This is a genomic window from Aquirhabdus sp., assembly GCF_046462495.1.
Taxonomy (GTDB): domain Bacteria; phylum Pseudomonadota; class Gammaproteobacteria; order Pseudomonadales; family Moraxellaceae; genus Aquirhabdus.
The window spans coordinates 1-26975 of record NZ_JBKGVE010000006.1 but is presented as its reverse complement, the minus strand read 5'-3'; the positions used below and the strand labels follow the sequence as shown (position 1 = coordinate 26975).

The following is a 26975-nucleotide window of genomic DNA, read 5'->3' as shown; positions in this document are numbered from 1 at the left end:
CGGAGAGAAAGCCACATGAGCGGTACGCATACATCACAGAAGTTATCAGCGCTTAATCCTCGTCAGCAAGAAGCCATGGAGTATGTAAGCGGTCCTCTACTCGTTTTGGCGGGCGCGGGATCAGGCAAAACTGCGGTGATTACACGGAAAATTGCTCATCTTATTCAAAACTGTAATGTTCCTTCACACCGTATCGTCGCGATGACGTTCACTAACAAAGCCGCACGTGAAATGAAAGAGCGTGTTAGTAAACTGCTGCCTAGTGACAAAATGAAAGGCATTACCGTCTCCACATTTCATAACTTCGGTCTAAATTTGCTGCGTCTAGAACTCAAACATACGCCGCTTAAAAACAATTTCTCCATTCTTGACGCTGACGATTGTAAACGATTGCTCATGGATCTCATGCAACGTGACAATCTGTCAGGTGCAGATAGTAAAGAGCTGATTGCCAAAGCTATGAGACGAATTTCGGATTGGAAAAACGATCTCTTACTACCAGCCCAAGCGATTAGCACCGCCATCGATAACGAAGACTTACAGCTCGCACATTTATACGAACTTTATGAACGCAATATTCGTGCCTATAATGCCGTAGATTTTGATGACTTGATTGCTCTACCCACTCGCCTATTACAGGACAATGCAGAACTGCGAGATAAATGGCAGAATCGCGTGCACTATCTGCTCGTCGATGAATATCAAGATACCAATACCGCTCAATATATGTTGGTGAAATTATTAGTCGGTGTTCAAGCGCGATTCACGGCTGTTGGTGATGATGATCAATCGATTTATGCATGGCGCGGCGCAAAACCTGAAAATATGGCACTTCTTGCCGATGACTTTCCAAGACTCAAAGTTATCAAGCTTGAGCAAAATTATCGTTCAACCAGCCGTATCTTAAAAGCGGCCAACAAGGTCATTGAAAACAATCCGCATCTTTTTGAAAAAGCCTTATGGTCCGATAAAGGTCATGGGGATGTCATTCGTGTGATGAATTGCCGAAATGATGATGATGAAGCAGAACGCATTGTCCATGACATCATGACGCACAGGCTGATGAATGGCAAAACTTGGCAGGACTACGCAGTTCTCTATCGGGGAAATTTCCAAGCACGCGTACTCGAGACGCAATTACGGCAACTGCAAATCCCTTATAAAGTTTCAGGGGGAACCTCATTCTTTGCACGTGCTGAAATTAAAGATGTGATGAGCTATTTGCGCCTCATCATCAACCCCGATGACGACAGTGCATTTCTACGCATTATCAACACCCCTAAACGCGAAATTGGCCCAGCAACACTCGAAAAACTGGGGCTGTTCGCACAAGAATTCAGTATGTCATTGCTATCCGCTGCGGGTGATCTGCGTTTAAATATGGTCGTGAGTCAGCGCAAAGCCGTACTTCATTTGCACGAATTTGCCCAGTTCATTGAGCAATATACCCGCGACCTATATGATGATGACAACCCTGTCCCGCTCGTCCGCCAGATGATTAATGAAACAGGTTATATTGATTACATCAAAGAAAATGCACCCACGCCGCAGAATGAAAAGAATAAACTCGACAACTTAGAGACCTTGTTTTCAAGTATTCAAAGTCTAATTAACCGTGCAGAAGATGTGGATGAGAAAAATATCGAAAGCGTTATCCGCAAATTGGTATTACTCGACTTACTCGATCAACAACAGGAAGAAGAAGATACCGATAAAGTCAATCTCATGACTCTGCATGCGGCAAAAGGATTGGAGTTTCCTTATGTTTATATCATGGGTCTTGAAGAAGAGTTACTACCGCATAAAAACTCTATAGCGGCTGAAACCGTTGAGGAGGAACGTAGGTTGATGTACGTCGGTATTACACGTGCCCGTCAGGGTTTAACACTGACACTTGCTGAGCAGCGTAAAATGGGCGGCAATTTACGCCAAACAACGCCGAGCCGATTTCTAGATGAACTGCCAGAGGAAGAGATTGAATGGTCAGGACGCAAGAAGAATAAAATTTCTAACGTTGATCCCAAAGCGCAAGCAGCAGCCTATCTTGCAAATTTGAAAGCGCTGATGAAATAAAGTCTTATATACTCGTCGATTGAAAGATTAGTTCCTTTCAATCAGGTTCACTCAGCAATGAATGATCGCTTGACGAGCATCTGTCACCGAACTGACATGATTATGCAATAAAACAGGTTAGGACACTTTAATCATCTATTATTCGGTTTATAAAACGTGAGCACTAGAATATGACAATACAGGAAAAAACCGTTGCAATCGTAGGCTTAGGCTACGTCGGTTTACCGCTCGCACTTGCATTTGGACGTCAGCTGCGTACCATTGGTTTTGACATTAATGCAGACAAGATCAGCGCTTATCAACAGAAAATCGATCCAACAGGTGAGATGGACACTGAACATTTTATCGCGTCGACACAAATTACCTTTACTCATGATCCCGCTGATCTTGCAGCAGCAGACTTCATTATTACCGCCGTGCCAACACCCATCAATAATGCAAAGCTTCCCGATCTCTCTCCCGTAGAGTCTGCGAGTCGGTTAATCGCAACCCATATGAAAGATGGCGCAACGGTCATTTTTGAATCAACAGTGTACCCCGGTGTGACTGAAGAGATCTGTAAGCCGATTCTTGCCGCATCAAACAAAAGCTTCCGTTTAGGCTACTCTCCGGAACGAATTAACCCCGGTGACAAAGCACGGCCACTTGAATCGATTATGAAGATCGTCTCAGGACAAGATGCAGCGACATTAGCGGATGTTTCCGCATTATATCGCTTGATCATTACGGCTGGAGTGCATGAGGCACCTTCGATTAAAGTCGCTGAGGCTGCAAAAATTCTTGAGAATACACAGCGCGATGTGAATATCGCACTCATGAATGAGTTTGCTTTGATCTGTCAACGTGCCGGAATTGATACTCAGGAAGTCTTGGAAGCTGCGGGAACGAAATGGAATTTCTTAAAATTCTTCCCTGGCCTCGTTGGTGGACATTGTATTGGTGTTGATCCTTACTATTTAACCTTTCGCGCAGAACAACTCGGTTATCACGCCGACTTAATGATGGCGGCGCGCCATATTAATGACAGCATGGGCATTCATATCGCCCAAAACTGCATCAAAATGCTCTGTCAGAATGGCACACCTGTCGGCAAAGCGACCGTATTGGTTCTGGGTCTGACGTTTAAAGAAAATTGTAGTGACACGCGCAATACGCGCGTCATTGATATCATCCAAGAATTACAGAGTTATGGTGTTACAGTCCATGTCGTTGATCCCGTTGCGGATGCCGCAGAAGTGAAACATGAATATCAACTCGACTTGATTGATTTTGGACAGATCAAGCATGTGGATGCCGTTATTGCAGCAGTCAGCCATGATCAATTTAAATCACTTTCTATTGAGCAGCTCAAGCAAAAAACAATAGGTCAAACACCGTTTCTGGATGTTAAAGGTAGCTTTAATCGTGATCAGCTTGAGCAAGCAGGCTTTAAAGTTTGGCGATTGTAAAAATACGCTATTTGATATCAACGGCAAGTGGTATTGCCTCACACTCTTTTGACAATGGATTAGTACAGGTTAAATCTCGTTATGAAGCTACAGCTTAAAATTTTAGATCCTCGTATTGGAACAACTTGGCCGCTCCCTGCACATGCAACCAGTGGTTCTGCGGGAATTGATTTACGCGCTTGTTTAGCAGAGCCCGTGGTACTTGAACCAAACACGACATTACTCGTCAAAACAGGCATGTCTATTTATATTGAAGATCCCCACTATGCAGGTTTGATTTTACCGCGTTCGGGCCTAGGTCATAAACACGGCATCGTTTTAGGGAATCTCGTCGGTCTGATTGACTCTGATTATCAGGGTGAACTTATGGTTTCGGTTTGGAATCGTGGAACGACAGCATTCACGCTTGAGCCAGGCGAGCGTATGGCACAATACGTTCTTGTTCCAATTATGCAAACATCATTTGACATTGTTGAAGAATTTGTTGAAAGTGAACGCGGTGCGGGTGGATTTGGTCACACAGGGCGACAATAACTGCCCCTTCCCTTTTTAAGCTGTTTGGGCAATCCTCAACCAGCTTAAAAGCATAAACCACATGAAGTGGTTTATATGTCTAAACTGCTTGTATTCATAGCAAACTATGACTACTGTAGATGCAAAATTGATTTGATTAAATGGAAGTATTTTCAATGAAGAAATCGGCAAAGACGTCAGCGCAAAGTAATAGTAAAACTCAGCACACTCCACGAAAAAACGCGCTTTCCATGCCGAATCCCCATTTAAAACCTTTTATTCTGCATGCAGCCATCGTTCTCGCTATCAGTTTTAGCTGTTATGGCATCGTTGATCACGTGATTCAACAGCAAAGCAATCAAGCACTCACTCAACTGGGTCAACAAACCGCAGCAGTCATCAATCGCCAAGTCGACAATTGGAAAATCGAAGCAAACCACCTTGCAGAACTGCCTACACTAAAATCGACAGCAACTGTCAAAGCAATTATTCCTGCCGATGGAGGCGTACCTGCCTCTCTCAGTTTTTCCGATCAAGACTTGATTAATCGTGCCCAGACATCGAAAGGTATTCTCGAAGCCACACATATAGGCAGTCAAACCAAAGTCAGCATCGTGACGACATTACCTGCCGGGGGTTATTTGATCAGCGAACGTCCTTTTGCACCACTCGCAAAGGATCTACAACAGATGACTCCCTCTAATCTGCTGATTACGATCACACAGAAAGTGGGTAGTGAACAACCGGTCGATATCTTTAAAACCTCAAATAACAGCGATACCTCACTTACAGCAATTCCTCTCAGTATAAAAGGGTGGCAACTCAACATTGGTCAAATCAAAGGACCTATGTCGCTAAACCCCTTAGATAACATTCCGCTTATGGCAGCACTACTGACCTTAGTCGGTGGATTGCTACCGCTATTGGTCTGGATGGCAATGAAACCTCAGTTCACCCATTTAAACGTTCAGCCCATCGATTCTGAGGAAGAACAACTGAGAAAACTGAATGTTGTCGCTGAAGAGTTAACGCCTTCACCGCAGATACAGCCGATCGTTGAAACCACGCTAAAGCCTGAGCCACAAACAATCAACGTCCCTATTCAAAATACTATCCAAAAATCAGCTCCTGATGCTGAAGTCAATGACTTTGATATCCCCGATCTTGCTATAGAGAGTACGGCGCTTGAAGTGGCACAGCCCTCCTCCTTAAGTCATACACCCGAATTTACACTAGATACAGAAGCGCTAACTGATCTTGAGTTCGTTATCAGCAAATCGATCCCCAAGCATATTTTTAGAGCTTACGACATACGCGGCAAAGTCAATGATCTGACTGCTCAATGGATGCTTCCCATTAGTCGTGCACTGGGGAGTGAATTCCGTAATAGAGGTCAACTTGAAATTGTCGTCGGTTATGATGCACGTGAGACAAGTGAGGAATATGCCCAGATTATGAGAGATGCGCTTGCCGAAAGCGGTTTGCATGTCATTGATATTGGTCAAGTGCCGACCCCCGTGATGCATTATGCGGCAAGACAATATCAGGGTAATGGCATTATGATTACGGCCAGTCATAGTCCTGCTGAATACAACGGCATCAAATGGATTACACAGCGACAATCACCGCTTCCCGAAGATATTCAAAATATTTATGACCGTGCTGAAAAAAGGACATTTACTGAAGGGAAAGGAAAGATCACTCAGAAATCGTTTACCCGCGATTACCTCGATGAAATTCTCAGCGATGTGATTTTAAGTGATGATGTCACGGTCCAGGTTGATGGTATGAATGGTGTAATGGGCAAACCTGCCATGTATGCCATAGAAACATTAGGTTGCCATGTCACCGGTATTGATATCGACCCGAATGGCTTATACCCCCACGGTAATCCAGATCCATGCGAGCCTGATCGCCTTAACAACCTGTCCACCCAAGTTATCCAGAGTAAAGCAGATATAGGCTTTGCCTTTGATGGGGATGGGGATCGTTTAGTGGTCGTCAATCATGACGGCACTGTCGTTACATCTGATCAGTTGATTGCAATATTTGCAATCATGGTGCTGGAGTCCAGACCTGGCACAGACATTGTCTATGATGTGAAATGTAGCCGTATGGTCTCGCAAACCATTACTGCACATGGTGGACGACCCATTATGAGCCGCAGCGGCAGTACCTTTATCCGTCATGCAGTCATGTCCAAACGCAGTGAAGTTTCTTTTGGGGGTGAGTTCTCGGGTCACTACTTCTTTAATGATGGACGTGGTTCTGCTACGGATGACGGCTTATATGCGGCAATGAGACTGCTTGAATGGCTCACACAGCGCGGACAAACATTAAGTGAGATTTTACAAACGCTGCCGACCCGAATGGGCACGCCAGACATTTATCTCCCTCTGGATAGCGATCTCCCTGAAAAATTCTTCCAAGAACTCGCGATTGATGCTGCGCTCGTTGAAAATGCGACATTGACAACTATTGACGGTGTACGCCTTGATTTTCATGATGGATTTGGCATCATACGCGCATCAAACACGGGTGCCTTTGTCACCTTGCGTTTCGAAGCGGACAATGCAGCTTCCGTTCATCATATCCGCCAAGTTTTTTATGATTTGATTGCAAAGCAACTGCCTAATCTTGCAGCCAGCATGCCTAATCCTCAATTGACTTAAACTCCGGATACTTTTAGAAGTGATTTCGCACCCTAATTAGAGCAACTGATTATGCCTTTGAATAAAGACCAAGCCCTGAATGTCGCTAAAGTTCTTACTGAAGCACTACCGTATATTCAACGCTTTGCAGGCAAAACACTGGTCGTCAAATACGGTGGCAATGCCATGACAGACCCAGAGCTTGAGCGTTCCTTTGCGCGCGACATCGTCCTGTTAAAGACTGTGGGTATTAACCCAGTGATTGTCCATGGCGGCGGACCACAAGTGGATAGCCTACTCCAACAACTTGGCCGCGTCTCCGACCGAATTGATGGCATGCGGGTCACTGACCAACCGACCATGGAAGTCGTAGAAATGGTGCTTGGCGGCAGTGTGAACAAATCGATCGTCAATCTGATTAACCAAAATGGTGGTCGTGCAATCGGTCTAACCGGTAAAGATGGCAATCTTATTCGGGCGAAGAAACTCTATCTGGATAAGAAAGATGCTGATGGCTTGATGCAGAAAGTCGATCTTGGCTTGGTCGGGGAAGTGGTTGGAATTAAAACCGATGTGCTTGATCTCTTCATGAAGAGTGACTTTATTCCCGTTATCGCCCCTCTGGGCGTTGATGAAGAAGGCAATACCTACAACATCAATGCTGATCTGGTTGCAGGCAAAGTTGCAGAAGCATTGAAAGCCGAAAAACTGATCCTGCTCACCAATATTCCAGGTGTGCTGGATGCCAATAAAAATGTACTCACGGGTCTGACCACTCAGGATGTTGATCATTTGATCGAAACTGGCGTGATCTATGGCGGCATGATTCCGAAAGTGGGCTGTGCGCTTGAAGCCGTCAAAGGGGGTGTGATCAGCGCGCACATCATTGATGGTCGTGTTCCGCATGCAGCATTGCTTGAAGTCTTTACCGATGAAGGTCTAGGTACCTTGATCAGTAACCGTGCTAAACGTAAAGTTTAAAAAATGCAACTCCCCCATTCAGGACTGAATCAATGAGTGGGGCTCTTTCCTCGCAATATCAGATACCAGCATTAAATCACTCTCATCCTTCAGGTTAACCCCCGTGAGCTGCCGACTGAGCGCTTGCTCAACCAACCAGTTCAACTTAAATGCGGCTGCGGGATAATCTAAGCCCTCAGGTCGCACATTCGAAATGCAATTACGCTCCGCATCATGTTTTCCTACTTTGGGCGCATAGGTCAAATACACCCCCAAACTGTCCGGTGAACTTAAGCCAGGACGCTCACCAATCAACATCACAACAAGACGAAGCCCTAACTGCTCTCCTACTTCATCGGCAAGTGCCACACGCGCTTGTGTCGCGACAACTATCGGTGCCAAGGCGAGATGGGGTGTCAGCATCGGTTTCAACGCCTGCAAAAAGGGAACGACTTGACGCTGCACAGCCAGTGAGGACAGCCCATCTCCGACCACAAAACCAACGTCATATCCCGTCAATGATGTTTGCACTAATGCAGAATCAGCCGCTAACCTTCGCCCCAAATCAGGGCGTACTAAATATTGAGTTCTATCGATCGCCTGACTACGGACAATCCGCGTATCCCATCCCTCCTGCTTTAATTCCGTCGTTAATCGCTCGGTATCAAGCGGCGTGTGAATCGCATCCCGTGCTTGCGCATGCGCTAATCCAAATTTGAGAACTTCCGCACTGGGTAAAGACTCTCCTGAGCGCCCCAAGGCGATACGCGCTTGTGTATATTGCCGCCAGTCGCCCCAACTATCTTGCTGCGTTGGATCAACAGGTGAATCATCAGAATTGAGGATACGCTTAGCTGACATGACTGAGCCCCTCCATACGATCAAAGCCGCGTAATAAGCGACTACTTTGTGTCGGAGGGATCAGATGACCTGTGCGATCCGTCATCCCCATCTTTTGCAGCCATGCTTCAAACTCGGGTGCCCGTTTTTTACCTAAAGTCTCACGGACAAAGAGTTGATCATGGAAAGATGTACTTTGATAATTCAGCATGATGTCATCAGCACCGGGTACCCCGATCATAAAGGTCAAGCCTGCCGTTGCAAGGAGCACTATCAGGTTATCCATATCGTCCTGATCGGCTTCAGCATGATTGGTATAACAAATATCACAGCCCATCGGCAGCCCGAGTAACTTCCCGCAGAAATGGTCTTCTAATCCTGCTCGGATAATTTGTTTGCCGTCATACAGATACTCTGGACCGATAAAACCTACCACAGTATTCACCAGAAGCGGTTTATAACGCCGTGCAACGGCGTAGGCACGTGCTTCACAGGTTTGTTGATCCACACCATGATGACCATTGGCCGATAATGCACTGCCCTGTCCAGTCTCAAAATACATCACATTCTGACCACGACCTGATCCATGGGAGTCATTGAACAACGCACCGCGTTTTAAAGACTGTGCAGCATCGTGTGCTTCATCCAAGATTGACAGAGATACGCCAAAAGAACGATTTACCATTTCAGATCCACCAACCGATTGAAAGACCAAATCAACAGGAACGCCCTGTTCAATCAACTGAATGGTATTGGTCACATGAGTCAAAATACACGACTGGGTTGGGATCTCATGCTCAGTGATCAAGGCATCCAATAAATACGAGAGTTGCCCCAAAATTGGCATGCTATCTGAAGCTGGATTAATTCCAATCACCGCATCGCCTGCACCATACAACAAACCATCCAAGGTAGACGCAGCAATCCCGCGTAAATCATCGGTCGGATGATTGGGTTGTAAACGTACCGCCAGTGTATTGGGCAAACCGAGAGTATTACGAAAACGCGTGATGACTTGACACTTCGTTGCAACGGCAATCAAGTCTTGATTACGCATAATCTTACTAACTGCTGCAACCATTTCAGGCGTTAACCCATCAGCTAACGCAGTCAAAGCCTGCGTATTGGCCTGATGACTCAACAACCAATCACGAAAGCCACCCACCGTCAAATGCGAAACGGGTGCAAAAGCAAGGGCGTCATGACTATCCATAATCAGACGCGTTACCTCATCAGACTCATAGGGAATCAATGCAACATTTAGAAAGGTTTTAAGCGGCAAATCAGCCAATACAAACTTTGCTGCCATCCGCTCCATAGACGATCGCGCAGCAAGACCTGCCAAGACATCTCCCGAACGTGGTGGACTGGCTTTGGCCATCACATCACGTAAATCGGCAAAATGATAAACCTGACCGGCAAGTGCGGTTTGATAGCTTGTCATGATTTATTCCTAACCACTAAATTCAAAAGTCCCTCTTCGGTTGAGAGGGACCCGGAGATGCTCACAGCACACATTCCTCTTAATCACTCAACAACACTACTGCTCCAGGCAATGCTTGTCCGCTTGGATTTGGTGGCCCAAAAGTAGGCATAGGCAATAGCCATAAGGATCATGAATAGCACAAACAGCTTAAAGTTAAAATAGACCATCGCAATCAAACAAACCGCTCCAAGCACCAATGCAATGATCGGGAAAACCGGATAAAACGGTGCGCGATACGGGCGGATCAGATCGGGTTCTGATTTGCGTAGCTTTAAGAGAGATGCCATCGATACCATATACATCACAATGGCACCAAACACCGATAAAGTCACGATATTAGCCGTGAGAGTTTGTCCCGCAAACTGAATCGCACTATCACTAAAGATCGCCAAAATCCCAATCACGCCGCCTGCAAGCAATGCCCATGACGGGGTTTTGAATTTAGGATGGAGTGAAGCAAAAACTGAAGGGAGATAACCCGCGCGTGACAGGGCAAAGATCTGACGAGAATAACCCATAATGATACCGTGGAATGACGCCACCAACCCGAACAAGCCAATCCACACCAGTAAATGCAGCCAACCACTGTTATCCCCGACGACCAGTTTCATTGCCCGCGGCAAGGGATCATTTACACTGGCAAATTGACGCCAATCGCCCACGCCACCCGCCATAACCATGACACCAAAAGCGAGAAAGAGTAAAGTCAGAATCCCAGCGATATAGGCTTTAGGAATGGTCTTAGAAGGTTCTTTGGCCTCTTCAGCAGCCATGGCGGCACCTTCAATCGCGAGGAAAAACCAAATCGCAAAAGGGATTGATGCAAAGATGCCCGCCAAAGCCAGACTTGAAAAATGGTCTTCGCCAGCCCAACCATGTGCCACGAAATTGGTCATGGACCAACCCGGTGAAACGACTCCCATAAACATCAGCAACTCACCGATCGCCAGTAAAGTCACCACCAACTCAAACATCGCCGCGATACGCATGCCAATCCAGTTCAAAAACGTGAATAAGAGATAGGCACCAACCGCGATCGCTTTAAAATTCACGTCTGGAAATTGAACATTGATATAAGAACCGATCGCAAGCGCAATGGCTGGCGGCGCAAAGACAAACTCTACCAAGGTGGCAAAACCTGCAATAAAGCCCCCTTGCTCACCAAAAGCACGGTGTGCATAGGCAAAAGGCCCGCCAGCATTGGGAATCGCAGTCGTCAGCTCGGTAAAGCTAAAAATGAAAGTGGTATACATTGCCGCGACGAGTAACGTCGCCAGTAAAAAACCCAGCGTTCCTGCCGAAGCCCAACCATAACTCCAACCGAAATATTCCCCAGAAATCACCAACCCTACGGCGATCCCCCAGAGCTGTACAGGACCTAAGACTTGTTTAAGATGAACTGATGACATGATGTGTATCCCCAAAGTGGCACGAAAAGCCAAAGCACTGGGTAAAACACAGCAAAAAATGCGCCAGAAAATAATATTTCTGGCGCCATATGATTTAACAAATAATCTCTATGATGGATTTAACGATAAAAATTTAAATATCCAAATTTATCAAAATAATATTTATTTATGACCACCACCTGAAGACCAACCTCCACCATAACTACTGGAGTATCCAGAACCACTGGAACTACCCCAGCCTGAAGAAGAGCTTCGAGAGCTGATGTTATAGACCGTCATGAATAAAACGATCATCGCCCCCCAAACCAAAATACTGGTATTCCTGCTTAATATGGGCTCGCCATTGGATGAGGATGTATTTGCGTTCAATAACATGGGTAAAAAAATTAAACCAAACTGAGCAATCAGCGTCAGAAAAAATGAACCTGATCCAAACAGGATGATCGGCAAGTTAATCAACCAAAGCGCAATACTGAGCCATTTCAGAGCATTTTGTTCAGGATCTTCAGCCTTTTGAACCTCATCATGTGTAGGCTGCTTCTTGCCAAATAACTGTCGCACCAAAAAACCAGAAATTGGGGTCGCGTAACTCCAGTTAATCTCATGCTGACTCTGTTCTGAAGTCAGGATATCCTGACCATTCTTATAATCGACGATAAAATTGGTATCACCAATTTTGACCCGCCAATTGAACGCCCCTACCGCATACAACACCCGTCCTTGATAAGCAAACGTTCGATCCCAGCGTTTACCTTGCAGGAAGACATTCCCCGCTTTCTCTTCAGGAATTTCATTCAAGACCGATACTTTATGCCAATCGGCAGCACCACTATCGACTAACCAGAGAAAACCTGCGTCTAAACTATAGAGTAAATATTCCGTCCATAAGCTTGACTCCTCATCACCCACCTCCTCCATTTGCATCAAGCCGATCACGACATAGGCTTGATTATCGATGCTGGCCTTATCGCCTAACGACAAAGCACTTTTGAGGGTAACAAGTTCTTTATGCTTAACAAGGACTTCAGCTTTCTTTCCCGTCATAGCTACTTCGGCACGACAAGCTGGGCAAACCAGATGCTCAGCCATACCCATCACATAAGGGATGGGGCTGCCGCAGTTAGGACATTCGAGATTGGTTATCTTTCCTTTGATTTTTCCACTGCTGGCTTGGATCAGTGCATCTTCACGCAACAGTTGAAACTTTAGCCCTTGCAGGGTGACTGCTCGACCTTCATAAACTTGGGGTGGTTCACCATCACTGTAATCCAGTGACATAAAACGGGCTTGAAAGCGCAAGTCTGCAACCGATGATTGCCAACCTTGTCCGACCACAAAAGGAAGCTCGCCCTGCCCACCGGTACATGTTGCTGTACGATGGTCCGTAACCCGATAACCAAAGCCCTTATATTGAACAATATAATTAATGGTCAAAACATCAAAAGACGGAGCACTCTCCAATGCGCCACTGTGACGCGTCAGAACATAGAGCCCTGAAGCATCGGATAACCAGCCGTTCGTCCCATCATCAAATTGTAGATACCATTCATTCCAAAATCCATCAGGGTATTGCAGTTGAATCCGCCCAATGAGCGAGAACCCAACGCCATCGAGCACACCACTGCTGCCGATCTGGAGAGGTGAATAATCCTCTAATACTGCTGACATCTTCCCTTGATCAAGTACAGCATGCTCTTCACGTAGGACCGTGGTTTGACAATACTCACAAACCGCCATAACAGAAGCAGAAGAACGAAACTGCACTTGCGCACCACAACTCGGACACGCCGTACTAAACGCCAGTATCGCTTTTTTGCGACCTGACGAAGTATTTACAGGATTTGCGCCAGAATTCGACGAGCCCTGATCTGGATTATTTGGATCACTCATACGGACAACAACTAATTATTTTGCCAAAGATTTTAAGATGTCCGCTTTTGTACTTTCAAAATCCACTTGAGTGATGAGTCCTTGATCAAGCAGTGCTTTGAGCTGACTCATCCTTGCCACGAGATCGACAGCAGGAGCTGCGGGTGTGGCTTCTGGTTGACTTGACGCCGATTGAGCTGGAGTTGTCGCACCTTGCAGGGCATTGGTCATGATTTGCCCCATACCAAAGCCTGCGGCTAAGCCAGCTCCAACCCCGGCAATGCCGCCTTCATTTTGCGCAGCAAGCGGAATTGAAGATGCAACTTGGTATTGTGTGAACTTATTCAAATCGCCCATCATGCCCATGGAAATTCGGGTATCAATGGCTTTTTGTAGGTCTTCAGGTAGGGAGATGTTCTCCACCACAAAGGCATCTAGTCTTAAACCATAACGAGCAAATAAAGGAGTCAATGCCAGCTTAAGCTGATCACCCATGACTCCTTGATTGGCGGCCAAATCTAGAAATGGAATACCACTGGCCGCAATACCGCTGCTGATATTCGAAACAATCAGATTACGGAGTTGAGGTTCAACTTGATCACTGCTATAGCTCGGATTAGCGCCAGTGACTTCTTGATAGAATGCTTTAGGATCAACCAACTGATAAGAGTACATCCCGAACGCACGAAGACGAACCATATCAAAGTCTTTATCACGTAAGGTGATGGGTTGTGCAGTTCCCCATTTCCGACCCAGTTGCAGGCGCGTGCTGAAAAATAACACGTCTGATTTAAACGGTGATGCAAATAGTTTGTCCCAGTTTTTTAAGTTGGTCAGAACGGGTAAAGTCTGTGTCGTCAAACGATGTAAACCGGGTGTAAAAACATCGGCAACTTGACCTTCATTGACAAAAACGGCCACTTGACCATCGCGAACCGTTAACTGAGCGCCATTTTGGATTTCGTTGTCTTGCATCGGATAGCGCCACATCAGCACATCATCGCCTTGCTGATCCCACTCAATGACATCAATAAACTGCTTACGAATAAATGATCCAATACTCATAATGTGCTCCTCATATCCTTTAGAAACTTCAATAGGCTAAAAAAATAACGGATTAATAACTCAAGAAAAATTTTTCAATATCGTACATTCTGACTTACGACAAACACCCAGCATTTAAAATACCCAGCGCCAAAGCAACAGCACCCACAAATCCACCAACCGCAATATTATTATCCAACATCTGTTGTTTCAAATTGGGGATCAAGCGCGATGTCACGACATAACCAATCAATTGCACGATCATGGCGGCCAATGCCCACCCCATAAAAGCAACAAAACTCGTATGATAGATCGCACAAGCGGCAAGGGTTAATGCAAAACCGATCAATGCTCCTGCAAAACTTAATGTCGCCGCACCATGGCCTGCTCTAATCAATGCCAATTCATTGTAGGGTGTAAACCACATATAGATGACTGAAAAGATGAATGTGAAAGCCACACCGCCAAACAAATACAGCACATAATTTAAAAGAAAAGGCGTCACCAACTGATTCAACTCTTGCCCCACAACCTGTATTAAATCTTGCATGATTAACCCATCCATTTCGCTGCATCATTTTTAGAACATCACGCTGAAATCACGTCTACGCAAATCGACCACCACGTTTAACCTGAACACGCTCAGCATGCTTTGGATTAAACAACTGAATCAGATTCTCAAAAAGGCGCTCTGCTTTACTCTGATTATCACCCGTGTGATTACAGACATAGACATCTAAGGTGACATATGCACTTTCCGGCCAAGTATGCACTGCCACATGTGACTCTGCCAACAGTACCACACCCGTTACGCCAACAGGCTGAAATTGATGAAAACGTACACCGACAACTTGCATATCTGCGTCTTTAGCCGCAGTCACCATACACGGTTCTAATGTCGTTAATGTTTCGAGCAGAGGGAGTGGGCATTGGCAATCATAAAGATCTGCAATGAGATGAATGCCATCCATGGTATTGAGTCCAGTATTCAAATGTAGCGACTCTTTCGATTTAAATTCATATGCTCTTCCCTGCTTGTATTCATATCAGTTTCCCTGCGGCTTGCCATCCCCACCAACTGGCTTCTTCAAAAATCGAATATCCAGACAGATCACTATGGGCAAACATCACTTTTTGGTCGGCATCACGCAGTGCCAATAATCCCTTTTGCGATAGATACCCCTTGACTGGTGCACTCATCGCATGTCCACGTAACATTACTTCGACACCCGCCACACAAGGCCACAAATCAGGGCCATAGACTTTGATCAAATCTTGCAACCCTACATCAAGCAGCTCATAGGGAGTTGCACGTTGCATCCACGCCCGGGCCACATCTGGCTCCTGATCAGCCATCGAATGATAGGCCGTAAATACGGAATGCGAGGGTCTAGCCACGCGAATCCATTGTTGCGTGGCAACCACATACCCCAAACTCTTACTACCGTATACAATATTTTCCCAAGAGAGTGGGACATCCCCGACTTCACGCGGGAAGCCATTTAACCAAACATTGGATACTAACCACGGCACATGAGGCAATATATCCTGAGTCACATCAAAACCATAGTCTTTTAATTGTGGGAAAACATGCTTCAACACGTGTAAAGGTATCGCACAAATTGCACGTTTGGCCTTGATCAATGTCACTTTACCCGTCATATCCGTCGACCACACTTGCACCCCATCACGCGTCTCAATTAAATGCATAGCCGCTTGTGCAAGTTGTTGAGGAAGACTGGCTTGTGATAACTGCTGTGCCAACGGATTAAGCCCACCGCCCCAGGTCAGCAGTGACGTCTGATGGTCTTTTTCACTATCATGTATCCGACTGGCAAAATAATGAATCCCTGCCCACGCCGATACTTTGTCGCTACCAAAACCATAATCATCTCGGCAACTATAGTCGAGATACCAACGCAATCCCTCTGAGGTATAACCCTCTCGATCCAGCCATTGATCAAACGTTAATGTATCTAATTTTCGCCACTCGGCATCTTGTGAGGATAAAGCGATTGGAATAGCAAAGAGCACTTTGCCATCGAGGCCTCGTTTCCCCTTAAGACCATTCACAAGTTTTAAAAATCGTTGTTGCTGAACCCAATCTGCTGAATCTTTTGCCGCAGGCGGCATTAGGGTATCGTGCCAATACTGCCCGCCGCCCAACCACAAACGCTCATCGGGGGAATGCACAACACAGCGCTCATCATAGCTATTGATATCGCCCAAATTCTGCCCTTGCAGAATCCCAAAATCACGCAGGATCTCCTGTACATGGACTGACTCAGGCGTCGGAAATGGCAAATAATGAGCCCCTCTGGGATAGCTCACATCTTGCCACTCGCCCGCACTGGCATTGCCGTATTGCTCAAAGCCATTGAGCAATAAAAAGTCCTTGAATCCTGCTTGGGCTAATCGCCAGCCTGCAGTTAACCCCGCAATACCGCCACCCAAAATGACGGTATCCACATGACGTTCACTACTGGGACTCGGCATATGTTGCGCTTGATCACGCACATATTGATGCCCTTGACGCATGCCCCCATCGAGGATTTTAATCGGCAACCACGGCGGGATCACAGACCATGACGGCCAGCGACACCCTGCCATCAAACTGCTAGCAGCGGCATAACCCAGAAAATGACGACGATTCATGCATACCACTCAAAATATAAAATTTTAAAATTCCTTGTCATTTCCATTAACGAATCACATCGCCCCAATCCTGCTGAAAATAATGCACCAACTGCTGATTATTTAACTCATTCGGTAGGACATTCCAGCGCTTCATGTCCGGCGGAAAATGAAACATCTGCGCGGTGGTTTCTTTATCTAAAAACGTCATGGGTAAACTATATTGCGTCGGAGGTTGATAGCTGGGATTTTTGGCGCCGATGATAAAGCCCCACTCACCGAACGATGGAACGAGTGCATGATAAGGCGTTGTGTAAAACCCTGCTTTTTCAAGCGTTGCAGCCACGCACCAAAATGAACGTGGTGCATGGTACGGGGATGTTGATTGCACCACTACCAGACCATGCTCAGAAAGATGACGCGCGACCAAACGATACATGGGCACAGAATAAAGTTTGCCTAAACCAAAATTCGATGGATCAGGAAAATCCATGATAATCGCATCAAATACTTCGCTATTTTGCTCAAGCCAACGTGCAGCATCGTCGTTAATCACACGTACTTTGGGGTTATGAAATGAGTTTTTATTCAGTGCAGTCAGTTCAGCATTGGTTGAAAAAAGCTGTGTCATCGCAGGATCAAGATCAACCAGTGTCGCCTGCTCAATTTGTGGATAGCGCAAGACTTCACGAAGTGCTAACCCATCCCCGCCTCCCAAAATCAGTACCCGTCTTGCCTGTGGTAATGCCGCTAAGATCGGATGTACCAGAGCTTCGTGATAGCGGTGCTCATCCCGACTTGAGAACTGTAAGTTGCCATTAATATATAAACGTAAATCATCTTTCCATTTAGTGAGTACGAGCCGCTGGTATTGAGTGGTTTTGGCATAAATAACCGGATCACCAAATAAAACCCCTTCAGACCAACGCACCAACCGATCAGAAGCCACAAATCCAGCGAGTAAAATCACGATCGAAAATATCGTTCGATTAAAGAGTTTACGCATATTGGGCAGTTCTTCCCGAAACCTCCAAGCGGTCCAACCTGCGATGCCGGCATTACATAGCCCAAATAATAATGCTGAACGCGCTAGCCCTAACTTGGGTGCCAAAATCAATGGAAAAAGTAATGACACCGCCAATGCACCCAAGTAGTCAAAGGTCAAAACCTTGCTGACCAACTCACTAAACTCCGCTTTGCGCTGATTCAGTATCCGCATGACCAAGGGAATTTCCATCCCCACCAGAATGCCAACAATCAGCACTAAGGCATAAAGTACGACTCGAAACGGCATCGATAGCCATGCAAAGATGACAAACAAAAAAGTTGCCGATAAACCACCAATCAAACCCACCAAGAGCTCAACTTCGATAAATCGCTGCAGCACATCTTCATCTTTGATGTATTTGGAGAAATGCGAACCGATACCCATTGCAAATAAATAGGTTCCGATGATGGTCGAAAATTGCAGAATCGAATCACCCAGTAGATAACTGGCAAGCGCACCCGTAATCAACTCGTAGGCCAAACCGCAGGATGCAACCACAAAGACAGAAATGATCAGAGTACGATCGATTGCCAGAGAACTTTTAAGTGAAGGGATTTTGGGTAAGGTCATCTTGGGAGAGCTAGCGTCAAATAGAGTTTAAAAGTGCAGGAAGAATATCAGGTTCAATCGTATATCGGCAGATTGCCACGCAATATTGTTATCAAACGCCGAGGATAGCTTATTCAAATTGGCAAAATTCTACCCAAGGATTGATCATAACGATCATTGTTGATCAGGACGACATCCTATTAACTACTCAATCATTACTCACGGGTACAACGCTACCCTTTTGCGATAACGCAAGGACGCCTGAAAACGGCATGCGATTTTTAGCAGTAATCCCTTTACATACTTTTTAGCTTAGGAACGATATTCAATGTCTATTAGTCTTGCTCGCCCAATCGACCCCATGATTCCTCGCACACTGTTTGATTCCGACCATGAAGCGTTCCGCGCCACTGCCCGTCGTTTTTTCGAACAGGAAGTCGTTCCCAACATTGAGCGCTATGAACAACAACAACACGTTGACCGTAGCCTGTGGAACAAAGCAGGTGAACTGGGTCTCCTCTGCGCGACTATGCCAGAAGAATACGGCGGTTCGGGCGTGGATCGTCTGTACAGTATGATTTTGATTGAAGAACAAGGCTATGCAATGGACTCCAGCAGTGGCATGTCCTTACACTCTGACATCGTCGCCAACTACATCAATAACTTTGGTACCCATGAACAGAAATTAGAATGGTTGCCCAAAATGGCCACTGGTGAAGTGGTTGGTGCGATTGCCATGACCGAACCAGGTACGGGTTCTGATTTACAGGGAGTACGTACAACAGCAGTTTTAGATGGCGATGACTATGTCGTTAATGGTTCAAAAATCTTTATTACCAATGGTTATTTGTGTGACATGGCAGTGGTTGTGGTCAAAACAGGTAATACCGAAAAAGGTTCAAGCAATCTGTCCCTGCTGATCATTGATGCAAAAAGCCCTGGTTTCAGTAAAGGCAAACCCCTTAATAAAGTCGGTATGAAGGGTCAAGATACCTGCGAATTGTTCTTTGATAATGTTCGTGTCCCGAAAGCCAACTTGCTCGGCATGGAAGGCATGGGCTTCATCATGCTGATGAAAGAGCTGGCTTGGGAGCGTCTCATCGTGGCAATCATTTGTCAGGCGGGAGCAGAAGCCGCATTTGCTCAAACACTGCAATATGTGAAAGAGCGCAAAGCTTTTGGCAAGACCGTCATGTCATTTCAAAATACCCGTTTCAAGCTTGCAGAAATGCGTACCGATATCGATATGGGTCGTGCTTATGTGGATCGCTGCATGCAAATGCAACTAACAGAAAGCCTCGCGATCGAAGCCGCTGCTGCTGCTAAATATAAAATCAGTGAAATGTTCAGTAAAGTTGTGGACGAGTGTGTGCAATTGCATGGTGGGTACGGCTATATGCTGGAATATCCGATTGCCCGTGCTTACATCGATAACCGCGCAAATCGCATCTACGCGGGTACCAATGAGATTATGAAAGAGCTGATTTCTCGCTCATTGTAATTCGCTAAAGGCTCAAACCCAAATCCCGCTCAATTGAACGGGATTTTTTTTGTCTTAACCCCGATCCAATTTACATAATGTAACAACTGATACACAATGGAAGCTACTTATATCGTAAATTTACGATATATAATTCGACTCATCGCGATTAATGAATTTATATTGAATTGCCCATGTCCACTTCTATCGATCTTGACGAAATCATTAAAGCCCTTGCTCATCCTGTGCGCCGAAAAATGTTAGCGGATCTCAAAGAGCCGACCACGCACTTTCCTACCCAGGAACACGCATTAGAACTGGGGGTTTGTGCGGGGCAATTTGTCCGCTGTGGATTATCGCAATCAACCATCTCTGCTCACCTCGCAGTACTTCAACGCGCAAAACTGGTGACGTGCAAAAAACTCGGTCAATGGAGTTTCTTTAAACGCAATGAAGAAGTGATTGCTGAATTTTTACTGCATATCGCGAAAGACCTTTAAGCCACAGATCAGAACCCAAAATGATGAATTCAATTCAAAAGGCTAAAAACAATGCAAGATGAAAAGAAAGTCGCACTTGTGGTAGGCGCTAATGGGGTCATTGGAAGTAATTTAATTGAGCACCTACTCACGCTGCCAGACTGGGACATTATTGGCTTATCGCGCCGAGGTGGAAAATCGATTGATCGTGTTGAGTATATCTCGGTAGATCTACTGAGCCCTGAAGACTCAGCGCATAAACTTAAAAATTTAACTCAAGTCACGCACATTTTCTATGCGGCGTACCAAGATCAACCCAGTTGGGCTGAACTGGTTGCCCCAAATCTCGCCATGCTCACGCATGTCGTCAATATCATTGAAAAGAAATCGCCAAACCTTAAACATATTAGCTTGATGCAAGGCTATAAAGTCTATGGTGCACATTTAGGTCCTTTTAAAACGCCGGCTCGTGAAACCGACGCGGGTCATATGCCGCCAGAATTTAATGTGGATCAGCAACATTTTCTGGAGAAAGCCCAGCAAGGCAAATCATGGACTTGGTCGGCAATCCGTCCGTCCGTCGTCGGTGGCTTTGCACTCGGCAATCCCATGAATCTGGCGATGGTGATTGCAATTTATGCATCTATTTCAAAAGAGCTTAATCTCCCGCTCCGCTTTCCGGGAAAGCCCCAAGCCTACCACTCCCTATTAGAAATGACGGATGCAGGTTTACTTGCTCGGGCAACGGTATGGGCCGCGACGGAACCTCAATGTGCGAATCAGGTCTTTAACATTAACAATGGTGACTTGTTTCGCTGGAGCGAAATGTGGCCAAAAATTGCCAAATTCTTTGATCTGGAAGTTGCCCCTCCATTACAAATGTCACTCAACACGGTCATGGCAGATAAAGAACCGCTTTGGAATGCAATGCGTGAGAAATATCAGCTCGCCGACCATCCCTATCAAGCACTTTCCTCTTGGGGATTTGGCGACTTTGTCTTTTCATGGGATTACGACATGTTTGCCGATGGCACTAAAGCGCGCCGTTTTGGTTTTTACGAGCATATTGATACCGAAGCCATGTTCATGGCGATTTTTGAAGATTTTCGTAAACAACGGGTTATTCCCTAACCCCACTTTCACCCTGAGTCACAGACTCATTATGTCGAGGAACATCTGAAATGACTACACTATTTGACCCCATCACAGTTGGTGATCTTGAATTACCCAACCGCATCATTATGGCGCCTCTTACCCGTTCACGGGCTGATGCAGGGCGCGTGCCGAATGCATTGATGGCTGAATATTATGTACAACGTGCAACTGCTGGTTTAATCCTCAGCGAAGCCACATCAGTGACCCCTATGGGTGTTGGTTATGAAGATACACCAGGGATCTGGTCAGATGAACAAGTTGAAGGCTGGAAAATCGTAACGAAAGCAGTTCACGAAGCAGGTGGACGGATTTTCCTGCAGCTCTGGCACGTTGGTCGTATTTCTGATCCGTCATTATTGGATGGTAAAGCGCCTGTAGCTCCAAGCAGTATCGCCGCAAATGGCCATGTCAGTCTGCTACGCCCTCAGCGTCCATACCCAGTGCCTCAAGCACTTGAAACCTCAGAAATTGCAGATGTTGTCGCCGCATTCCGCAAGGGCGCTGAAAATGCAAAAGCCGCTGGTTTTGATGGTGTCCTGATTCACGGTGCAAATGGTTATCTGCTTGATCAATTCTTGCAAGACAGTACTAACAAGCGTACAGATCAGTATGGTGGTTCTTTAGAAAATCGTGCCCGCCTGTTGCTTGAAGTTACAGATGCAGCCATTTCCGTTTGGGGTGCAAATCGTGTTTCTGTACACCTTGCCCCACGCGCCGACGCACACGATATGGGTGACTCCAATCGTTCAGAAACTTTCGGTTATGTGGCTCGTGAATTAGGCAAACGTAAGATTGCTTTTATCAGCGCCCGTGAAAAAGAGGGTGAGGATAGTCTGGGGCCGCAGTTAAAAGCTGAATTCGGCGGCATCTATATTGCCAACGAGCGCTTTAGCAAAGACAGTGCAAATGATTGGCTTAAACAAGGCAATGCCGATGCAATTGCATTTGGCGTTCCGTTTATTGCCAATCCTGATCTACCTGAACGCTTGGCTCAAGATGCCGAACTCAATGCTCCTCGTTCAGAATATTTCTATAGTGGCGGTGCAACGGGTTATACCGACTACCCAACACTCTAATCAATCAACTAAAAATTGTGTTAAACACCGAAACCCTGTGGCAGTATGATACTGCGGCAGGGTTCTTTTTTATAAAGAATCATACTTAATCGAATTCAAAAGCAAGCAACGGAGTTCCAAGACATTGATCATCGGGCACTATTGCTCTCAGTTGTATGATCTCATTTAGAGACCTGATCACGTCCTTGAGGAGCACTGCCATGAATACGCAGACTATAGAACAAGTAATGCCTGAATCATTTGCCAATGACGATGCCCGTTTTGCTGCGGTCTCTACTCGCGATCCCAATGCGGATGGCGTGTTTTATTACTCAGTGAGTACTACAGGCATTTACTGCAGACCCTCATGCCCTTCTCGCACAGCGCTGCGTAAAAATATTCACTTCTACACCAGTTGCGCGGAAGCAGAAAAAGCTGGATATCGTCCTTGTATGCGCTGTAAACCCAATCAAACAACCGCATCAGATCATTATGCTACATTGGTTGCTGCGGCTTGCAGGCTTATCGAAACTGCGGAAAAAATACCTACCCTTGATGAGCTTGCACTCAGTCAAAATATGAGCCGTTTTCACTTCCACCGCATCTTTAAAAACATAACAGGAATCACCCCTAAAGAATATGCAGTTGCTCATCGAAATCGGAAAGTTCGGGCGGCATTGCAAGAAACGGAAACCGTTGCAGATGCCATTTATGATGCGGGCTATGAATCCAACAGTCGCTTTTATACAACATCAACAGAAACGCTCGGCATGACGCCCTCCAATTTTCGCTCAGGAGGAACAAATACGACGATTAAATTTGCCGTAGGCGAAAGCAGTCTAGGTTCAATCCTTGTCGCCCGTAGCGAGAAAGGAATTTGCGCCATATTGATTGATGATGAAGCAGATGCCCTCGTCAAAGACTTACAGGATCGCTTCCCTAAAGCCACCCTGATCGGCGACGACCATGATTTTGAACAATGGATAGCAACAGTGATTGGCTTTATCGAAGCCCCGCAACTGGGCTTCAACTTGCCACTGGACATTCAAGGCACTGCCTTTCAGCAGCGTGTATGGCAAGCACTGCATGCCATTCCATTGGGTACAACGGTCAGTTATGCAGATATCGCTAACCGGATAGGAAGCCCTAAAGCCGTCCGCGCAGTGGCATCAGCGTGTGCTGCCAATGCTATCGCTGTAGCGATCCCTTGCCATCGTGTTGTCCGACGCGACGGCGGATTATCAGGTTATCGTTGGGGAGTAGAAAGGAAACGTGAATTGCTCAAACGAGAAGCGACAGCATCATGAACATCCAATCTCGACTTGATAGTTCCCACATGACACACCGCCATTCGGAACCAGAATTAAACACTGCTCATGATTTAATTCAGCATCGTCTTAAGTGTATGGATTGGCAAGCAGTTACAGCCTCTTTAAATGATCTAGGCTGGGCAAGCTTAAAAGGCTTGCTCCTTCCACAACAGTGTGTGGAAATCGCGGGACTCTATGGTGAACAGACTCACTTCAGGAGTCGCATCATTATGGCTAGGCATCACTTCGGACGTGGTGAATATCAATATTTTCACTACCCACTGCCCGATCTAGTTGCTGAATTACGCAGGCAACTCTTTCCACACCTCGCCAAGATCGCCAATCGCTGGCAAGATGCATTGGGAACCCAGACATACTTCCCGACTGATCACCAGCAGTTTATCCAACAATGCCACACGGCGGGTCAAACTCGTCCGACACCACTACTCCTGAAATATGCAATCAATGACTATAACTGCTTGCATCAGGATATTTATGGCGAACAAATTTTCCCCTTGCAAATTGCAATCTTACTCTCACAACCCAATCAAGATTTTACGGGAGGAGAATTTGTCCTGACTGAACAGCGTCCGCGTATGCAGTCGCGCCCCCATGTCGTGCCGTTACAGCAAGGAGATGCCGTAATCTTTGCTGTCCACGAGCGCCCAGTTAAGGGTGTAAAGGGATATTATCGGGTAAAGATGCGGCATGGCGTTAGCCGAATTCTGTCCGGAAACCGTTATACACTCGGTATTATCTTTCATGATGCGACTTAAGCCTTTTAAACATTCAGACAATCCGCCTGTCGTGATTTGAAATAGACCTACTCATGCAGAATAAATCCGATACCCAGACTTTAGACCTCTTCGATGACTCATCGAATGAAAATCAAATTGCAATTCAGCTTGCTGAAGGTGCTGTGGTATTACGTCGCTATGCTATCGATGATGCCGAGTCCATCATGCAGGAAGTGCATACGATACTAGCGCAGGTTCCACTCAAAAAAATGTATACCCCTAGCGGCTTACCGATGTCAGTACTCAGCAGTAGTTGTGGACAATATGGCTGGTTATCGGATCAACAAGGCTATCGTTACACCCATCACGATCCAGAACAGAGTAAACCTTGGCCAAGTATTCCTCCAGCATTGCTACAACTCGCACAAAATGCTGCAACACAGGCTGGTTACCAAAACTTCGTCCCAGACAGTTGCCTGATCAACTGCTATCGAACGGGTGCCAAACTCTCCCTTCATCAAGATAAAGATGAGCGTGATTTTAGTCAGCCTATTGTCTCTGTCTCGCTAGGTTTAAGCGCCATCTTCTTATTTGGCGGTTTAAAGCGACATATTCGTCCGCTGCGTTATCGTCTAGAACATGGTGATGTGGTGGTCTGGGGCGGTGCCTCGCGACTAGCCTTTCATGGCATAGAACCCTTAGTTGCTGGTCAGCATCCTTTGACAGGCGATGTTCGGTTTAATTTAACCTTTAGAAAAGTGTTTTAACGTTAAAAAAAATGACAAAACATAGTATTTAAAAACGACTTGTATTAGTGTCATCAAGCGATCATTTTTTCTAAGTAGTGACTAAAACATGCTGATTCATACGCAAACGGAGATTGCCTACAGTCCCGCAGAACTTTTCTTATCCAACGTAGATCAAGACTGGTCTGAGTTAATCGCCAAAGTCGGTTCCCGACCTCCAATAGCGGCATCCGCTGTAGAACCTTATCAGGCACTGATCCATGCCATAGCCCACCAACAGCTCCATGGGCGGGCGGCAGAAGCTATTCTAGGCCGATTTAAAGCAATGTATGACAAAGACTTTCCTAGTGCTGAAGATATTCTGAACACCGATTCATTACGGCTGCGTGAATGCGGTTTCTCTGCAACCAAGATCACTACCATTATGGGCATTGCTGAAAAAACGATTGAAGGCATCGTTCCCCATAAAGCACTTGCCCATATGCTCAGCAATGAAGAATTGATCACCCGTTTAACAACCCTACGGGGGATCGGGCGCTGGACGGTTGAAATTTTTATGATGCATAACCTTGCCCGACCCGATATTTTACCCGTCGATGATTTTGGTGTCCGCGAAGGTTGGAAAATACTCAAGTCATTAGAAGTACAGCCCAAGCCCAAAGAGCTCGCCCAGATTGGTCAAGCGTGGAGCCCGTATCGTAGTACTGCGGCTTGGTATCTATGGCGCGCTGTTGATCAATTCAAAGCGCAAAATAAAAAATAAGACTCTCAACTCAGCCCAGAAATAACTAAGTCACGATATTTCGAGCATCTCAGATAATAAATTTTGGCATAAAAAAAGACCAGCCTAGGCCAGTCTTTTTTAATTTCTATAGATTATTCAGCTTCTACTGCAACTGAACCAACTTGACGATCAACAAGTTCTACATACGCCATTGGCGCTGCATCACCTGGACGGAAGCCAGCTTTCAGTACACGTAAGTAACCGCCTTGGCGGGTTTTGTAACGTGGACCAAGAACAGTAAACAGTTTACCAACCATCGCAGGACTACGCGTACGCGCAAATGCAAGACGACGATTCGCAACTGAATCAATTTTAGCCAAAGTAATTAACGGCTCGGCAACGCGACGCAATTCTTTAGCTTTAGGCAAGGTGGTTTTAATGAGTTCATGCTCAAACAGCGAGTTAGCCATGTTTTGAAACATAGCTTTACGATGGCTGCTAGTGCGACCCAGTTTCACACCACTATTACGATGACGCATGGTGATATTCCTAAATTAGCGGCTACGATAGGCGAAACGGTCATCGACACGTAGGCTGGCAGGTGGCCAGTTATCCAAACGTAAACCGAGTGACAGGCCTTTCGAAGCCAATACATCTTTGATTTCGGTAAGCGACTTTTTGCCCAAATTTGGAGTCTTGAGCAGTTCAACTTCAGTACGCTGAACCAGATCGCCAATGTAATAAATGTTTTCCGCTTTCAGACAG

At 46.0% G+C, this 26975-nt stretch carries 25 protein-coding genes; 14 read left to right on the top strand and 11 right to left on the bottom strand.

All coding sequences use genetic code 11. The features are described 5' to 3' along the window. Window positions 1-15 precede the first annotated feature (15 nt). The 5 genes from ACLHG7_RS08050 to argB all read left to right on the top strand — a co-directional run bounded on the left by ACLHG7_RS08050 (window position 16) and on the right by argB (window position 7666). Window positions 16-2073 (top strand): UvrD-helicase domain-containing protein, encoded by a 2058-nt coding sequence (locus ACLHG7_RS08050; protein ID WP_410210539.1) that lies wholly within the window; start codon window positions 16-18, stop codon window positions 2071-2073. Window positions 2074-2243: 170 nt separating this feature from the next. Next, a complete protein-coding gene (locus ACLHG7_RS08045) occupies window positions 2244-3521 on the top strand; it encodes a nucleotide sugar dehydrogenase (protein WP_410210538.1) in 1278 nt (425 codons plus the stop codon). Between the two features lie 81 nt (window positions 3522-3602). After that, on the top strand, window positions 3603-4055 hold the full coding sequence (gene dut / locus ACLHG7_RS08040; protein WP_410210537.1) for a dUTP diphosphatase: 453 nt from the start codon (window positions 3603-3605) through the stop codon (window positions 4053-4055). Window positions 4056-4285: 230 nt separating this feature from the next. Continuing rightward, window positions 4286-6706 (top strand): phosphomannomutase/phosphoglucomutase, encoded by a 2421-nt coding sequence (locus ACLHG7_RS08035; RefSeq protein WP_410210536.1) that lies wholly within the window; start codon window positions 4286-4288, stop codon window positions 6704-6706. 51 nt (window positions 6707-6757) lie between these two features. After that, window positions 6758-7666: an acetylglutamate kinase gene (argB, locus tag ACLHG7_RS08030; protein ID WP_410210535.1), complete on the top strand. Its 909-nt coding sequence runs from the start codon at window positions 6758-6760 to the stop codon at window positions 7664-7666. Between the two features lie 18 nt (window positions 7667-7684). Here argB and eutC read toward each other — a convergent pair whose 3' ends face one another. From eutC to eat, 3 genes are all read right to left on the bottom strand, one after another. Then, window positions 7685-8506 (bottom strand): ethanolamine ammonia-lyase subunit EutC, encoded by an 822-nt coding sequence (gene eutC, locus ACLHG7_RS08025; protein WP_410210534.1) that lies wholly within the window; start codon window positions 8504-8506, stop codon window positions 7685-7687. Beyond that, complete coding sequence (locus ACLHG7_RS08020) at window positions 8496-9929, bottom strand: ethanolamine ammonia-lyase subunit EutB (protein ID WP_410210533.1); 1434 nt, start codon at window positions 9927-9929, stop codon at window positions 8496-8498. The genes eutC and ACLHG7_RS08020 overlap by 11 nt, the downstream gene beginning before the upstream one ends. Window positions 9930-10012: 83 nt before the next feature. Further along, on the bottom strand, window positions 10013-11380 hold the full coding sequence (gene eat / locus ACLHG7_RS08015) for an ethanolamine permease (protein WP_410210532.1): 1368 nt from the start codon (window positions 11378-11380) through the stop codon (window positions 10013-10015). Here eat and ACLHG7_RS08010 point away from each other — a divergent pair. Continuing rightward, entirely contained in the window at window positions 11379-11552 is a 174-nt protein-coding gene (locus ACLHG7_RS08010) for a hypothetical protein (RefSeq protein ID WP_410210531.1), read from the top strand. The genes eat and ACLHG7_RS08010 overlap by 2 nt on opposite strands. On the opposite strand, the gene ACLHG7_RS08005 is transcribed toward ACLHG7_RS08010, so the two are convergent. From ACLHG7_RS08005 to ACLHG7_RS07980, 6 genes are all read right to left on the bottom strand, one after another. Further along, window positions 11543-13270: a DUF4178 domain-containing protein gene (locus ACLHG7_RS08005; protein ID WP_410210530.1), complete on the bottom strand. Its 1728-nt coding sequence runs from the start codon at window positions 13268-13270 to the stop codon at window positions 11543-11545. The genes ACLHG7_RS08010 and ACLHG7_RS08005 overlap by 10 nt on opposite strands. Window positions 13271-13285: 15 nt before the next feature. Continuing rightward, window positions 13286-14314, bottom strand: a complete 1029-nt coding sequence (locus ACLHG7_RS08000) for an SPFH domain-containing protein (RefSeq protein ID WP_410210529.1) — start codon at window positions 14312-14314, stop codon at window positions 13286-13288. A gap of 94 nt (window positions 14315-14408) precedes the next feature. Next, entirely contained in the window at window positions 14409-14843 is a 435-nt protein-coding gene (locus ACLHG7_RS07995; protein ID WP_410210528.1) for a DUF350 domain-containing protein, read from the bottom strand. Window positions 14844-14898: 55 nt separating this feature from the next. Continuing rightward, window positions 14899-15285, bottom strand: a complete 387-nt coding sequence (gene speD, locus ACLHG7_RS07990; protein WP_410210527.1) for an adenosylmethionine decarboxylase — start codon at window positions 15283-15285, stop codon at window positions 14899-14901. 49 nt (window positions 15286-15334) lie between these two features. Continuing rightward, the gene (locus ACLHG7_RS07985) at window positions 15335-16948 is read right to left on the bottom strand and encodes an FAD-dependent oxidoreductase (RefSeq protein WP_410210526.1); all 1614 of its coding nucleotides are present in this window, start codon (window positions 16946-16948) and stop codon (window positions 15335-15337) included. Between the two features lie 46 nt (window positions 16949-16994). Next, window positions 16995-18545: a polyamine aminopropyltransferase gene (locus ACLHG7_RS07980; protein ID WP_410210525.1), complete on the bottom strand. Its 1551-nt coding sequence runs from the start codon at window positions 18543-18545 to the stop codon at window positions 16995-16997. 307 nt (window positions 18546-18852) lie between these two features. Here ACLHG7_RS07980 and ACLHG7_RS07975 point away from each other — a divergent pair, with 307 nt between their 5' ends. From ACLHG7_RS07975 to ACLHG7_RS07940, 8 genes are all read left to right on the top strand, one after another. Further along, window positions 18853-20025, top strand: a complete 1173-nt coding sequence (locus ACLHG7_RS07975; RefSeq protein WP_410210524.1) for an acyl-CoA dehydrogenase family protein — start codon at window positions 18853-18855, stop codon at window positions 20023-20025. A gap of 173 nt (window positions 20026-20198) precedes the next feature. Continuing rightward, window positions 20199-20504, top strand: coding sequence for an ArsR/SmtB family transcription factor (locus ACLHG7_RS07970; RefSeq protein WP_410210523.1), 306 nt, complete (start codon window positions 20199-20201; stop codon window positions 20502-20504). A gap of 51 nt (window positions 20505-20555) precedes the next feature. Continuing rightward, window positions 20556-21614 carry an SDR family oxidoreductase gene (locus ACLHG7_RS07965; protein ID WP_410210522.1) on the top strand — a complete coding sequence of 353 codons (1059 nt, stop codon included), beginning with the start codon at window positions 20556-20558 and terminating at the stop codon, window positions 21612-21614. Between the two features lie 50 nt (window positions 21615-21664). Next, window positions 21665-22714: an alkene reductase gene (locus ACLHG7_RS07960; protein WP_410210521.1), complete on the top strand. Its 1050-nt coding sequence runs from the start codon at window positions 21665-21667 to the stop codon at window positions 22712-22714. A 200-nt stretch (window positions 22715-22914) separates the two neighbouring features. Beyond that, on the top strand, window positions 22915-24000 hold the full coding sequence (gene ada, locus ACLHG7_RS07955) for a bifunctional DNA-binding transcriptional regulator/O6-methylguanine-DNA methyltransferase Ada (protein ID WP_410210520.1): 1086 nt from the start codon (window positions 22915-22917) through the stop codon (window positions 23998-24000). 29 nt (window positions 24001-24029) lie between these two features. Further along, entirely contained in the window at window positions 24030-24779 is a 750-nt protein-coding gene (locus tag ACLHG7_RS07950; RefSeq protein WP_410210519.1) for a 2OG-Fe(II) oxygenase, read from the top strand. A gap of 53 nt (window positions 24780-24832) precedes the next feature. Beyond that, window positions 24833-25507, top strand: coding sequence for a DNA oxidative demethylase AlkB (alkB, locus tag ACLHG7_RS07945; RefSeq protein ID WP_410210518.1), 675 nt, complete (start codon window positions 24833-24835; stop codon window positions 25505-25507). A gap of 88 nt (window positions 25508-25595) precedes the next feature. Beyond that, window positions 25596-26249 carry a DNA-3-methyladenine glycosylase family protein gene (locus ACLHG7_RS07940; RefSeq protein ID WP_410210517.1) on the top strand — a complete coding sequence of 218 codons (654 nt, stop codon included), beginning with the start codon at window positions 25596-25598 and terminating at the stop codon, window positions 26247-26249. A gap of 113 nt (window positions 26250-26362) precedes the next feature. On the opposite strand, the gene rplQ is transcribed toward ACLHG7_RS07940, so the two are convergent. Together rplQ and ACLHG7_RS07930 are read right to left on the bottom strand one after the other, a co-directional pair. Next, window positions 26363-26749 carry a 50S ribosomal protein L17 gene (rplQ, locus tag ACLHG7_RS07935; protein WP_410210516.1) on the bottom strand — a complete coding sequence of 129 codons (387 nt, stop codon included), beginning with the start codon at window positions 26747-26749 and terminating at the stop codon, window positions 26363-26365. A gap of 15 nt (window positions 26750-26764) precedes the next feature. Further along, a partial coding sequence (locus ACLHG7_RS07930; protein ID WP_410210515.1) for a DNA-directed RNA polymerase subunit alpha C-terminal domain-containing protein occupies window positions 26765-26975 on the bottom strand: 211 nt, incomplete at its 5' end.

Bases quoted from the DNA above. Each gene is read 5' to 3' on its own strand.
- alkB (WP_410210518.1), top strand. From the start codon at position 24,833: ATGCAGAATAAATCCGATACCCAGACTTTAGACCTCTTCGATGACTCA.
- ACLHG7_RS08020 (WP_410210533.1), bottom strand. From the start codon at position 9,929: ATGACAAGCTATCAAACCGCACTTGCCGGTCAGGTTTATCATTTTGCC.
- dut (WP_410210537.1), top strand. From the start codon at position 3,603: ATGAAGCTACAGCTTAAAATTTTAGATCCTCGTATTGGAACAACTTGG.
- ACLHG7_RS08000 (WP_410210529.1), bottom strand. From the start codon at position 14,314: ATGAGTATTGGATCATTTATTCGTAAGCAGTTTATTGATGTCATTGAG.
- ada (WP_410210520.1), top strand. From the start codon at position 22,915: ATGAATACGCAGACTATAGAACAAGTAATGCCTGAATCATTTGCCAAT.
- ACLHG7_RS08035 (WP_410210536.1), top strand. From the start codon at position 4,286: ATGCCGAATCCCCATTTAAAACCTTTTATTCTGCATGCAGCCATCGTT.
- ACLHG7_RS07960 (WP_410210521.1), top strand. From the start codon at position 21,665: ATGACTACACTATTTGACCCCATCACAGTTGGTGATCTTGAATTACCC.
- rplQ (WP_410210516.1), bottom strand. From the start codon at position 26,749: ATGCGTCATCGTAATAGTGGTGTGAAACTGGGTCGCACTAGCAGCCAT.
- ACLHG7_RS07985 (WP_410210526.1), bottom strand. From the start codon at position 16,948: ATGAATCGTCGTCATTTTCTGGGTTATGCCGCTGCTAGCAGTTTGATG.
- ACLHG7_RS08050 (WP_410210539.1), top strand. From the start codon at position 16: ATGAGCGGTACGCATACATCACAGAAGTTATCAGCGCTTAATCCTCGT.
- ACLHG7_RS07970 (WP_410210523.1), top strand. From the start codon at position 20,199: ATGTCCACTTCTATCGATCTTGACGAAATCATTAAAGCCCTTGCTCAT.
- ACLHG7_RS07995 (WP_410210528.1), bottom strand. From the start codon at position 14,843: ATGCAAGATTTAATACAGGTTGTGGGGCAAGAGTTGAATCAGTTGGTG.
- eutC (WP_410210534.1), bottom strand. From the start codon at position 8,506: ATGTCAGCTAAGCGTATCCTCAATTCTGATGATTCACCTGTTGATCCA.
- ACLHG7_RS08045 (WP_410210538.1), top strand. From the start codon at position 2,244: ATGACAATACAGGAAAAAACCGTTGCAATCGTAGGCTTAGGCTACGTC.
- ACLHG7_RS07975 (WP_410210524.1), top strand. From the start codon at position 18,853: ATGTCTATTAGTCTTGCTCGCCCAATCGACCCCATGATTCCTCGCACA.
- ACLHG7_RS08010 (WP_410210531.1), top strand. From the start codon at position 11,379: ATGATGTGTATCCCCAAAGTGGCACGAAAAGCCAAAGCACTGGGTAAA.
- ACLHG7_RS07980 (WP_410210525.1), bottom strand. From the start codon at position 18,545: ATGACCTTACCCAAAATCCCTTCACTTAAAAGTTCTCTGGCAATCGAT.
- ACLHG7_RS07950 (WP_410210519.1), top strand. From the start codon at position 24,030: ATGACACACCGCCATTCGGAACCAGAATTAAACACTGCTCATGATTTA.
- eat (WP_410210532.1), bottom strand. From the start codon at position 11,380: ATGTCATCAGTTCATCTTAAACAAGTCTTAGGTCCTGTACAGCTCTGG.
- argB (WP_410210535.1), top strand. From the start codon at position 6,758: ATGCCTTTGAATAAAGACCAAGCCCTGAATGTCGCTAAAGTTCTTACT.
- ACLHG7_RS07940 (WP_410210517.1), top strand. From the start codon at position 25,596: ATGCTGATTCATACGCAAACGGAGATTGCCTACAGTCCCGCAGAACTT.
- ACLHG7_RS08005 (WP_410210530.1), bottom strand. From the start codon at position 13,270: ATGAGTGATCCAAATAATCCAGATCAGGGCTCGTCGAATTCTGGCGCA.
- ACLHG7_RS07965 (WP_410210522.1), top strand. From the start codon at position 20,556: ATGCAAGATGAAAAGAAAGTCGCACTTGTGGTAGGCGCTAATGGGGTC.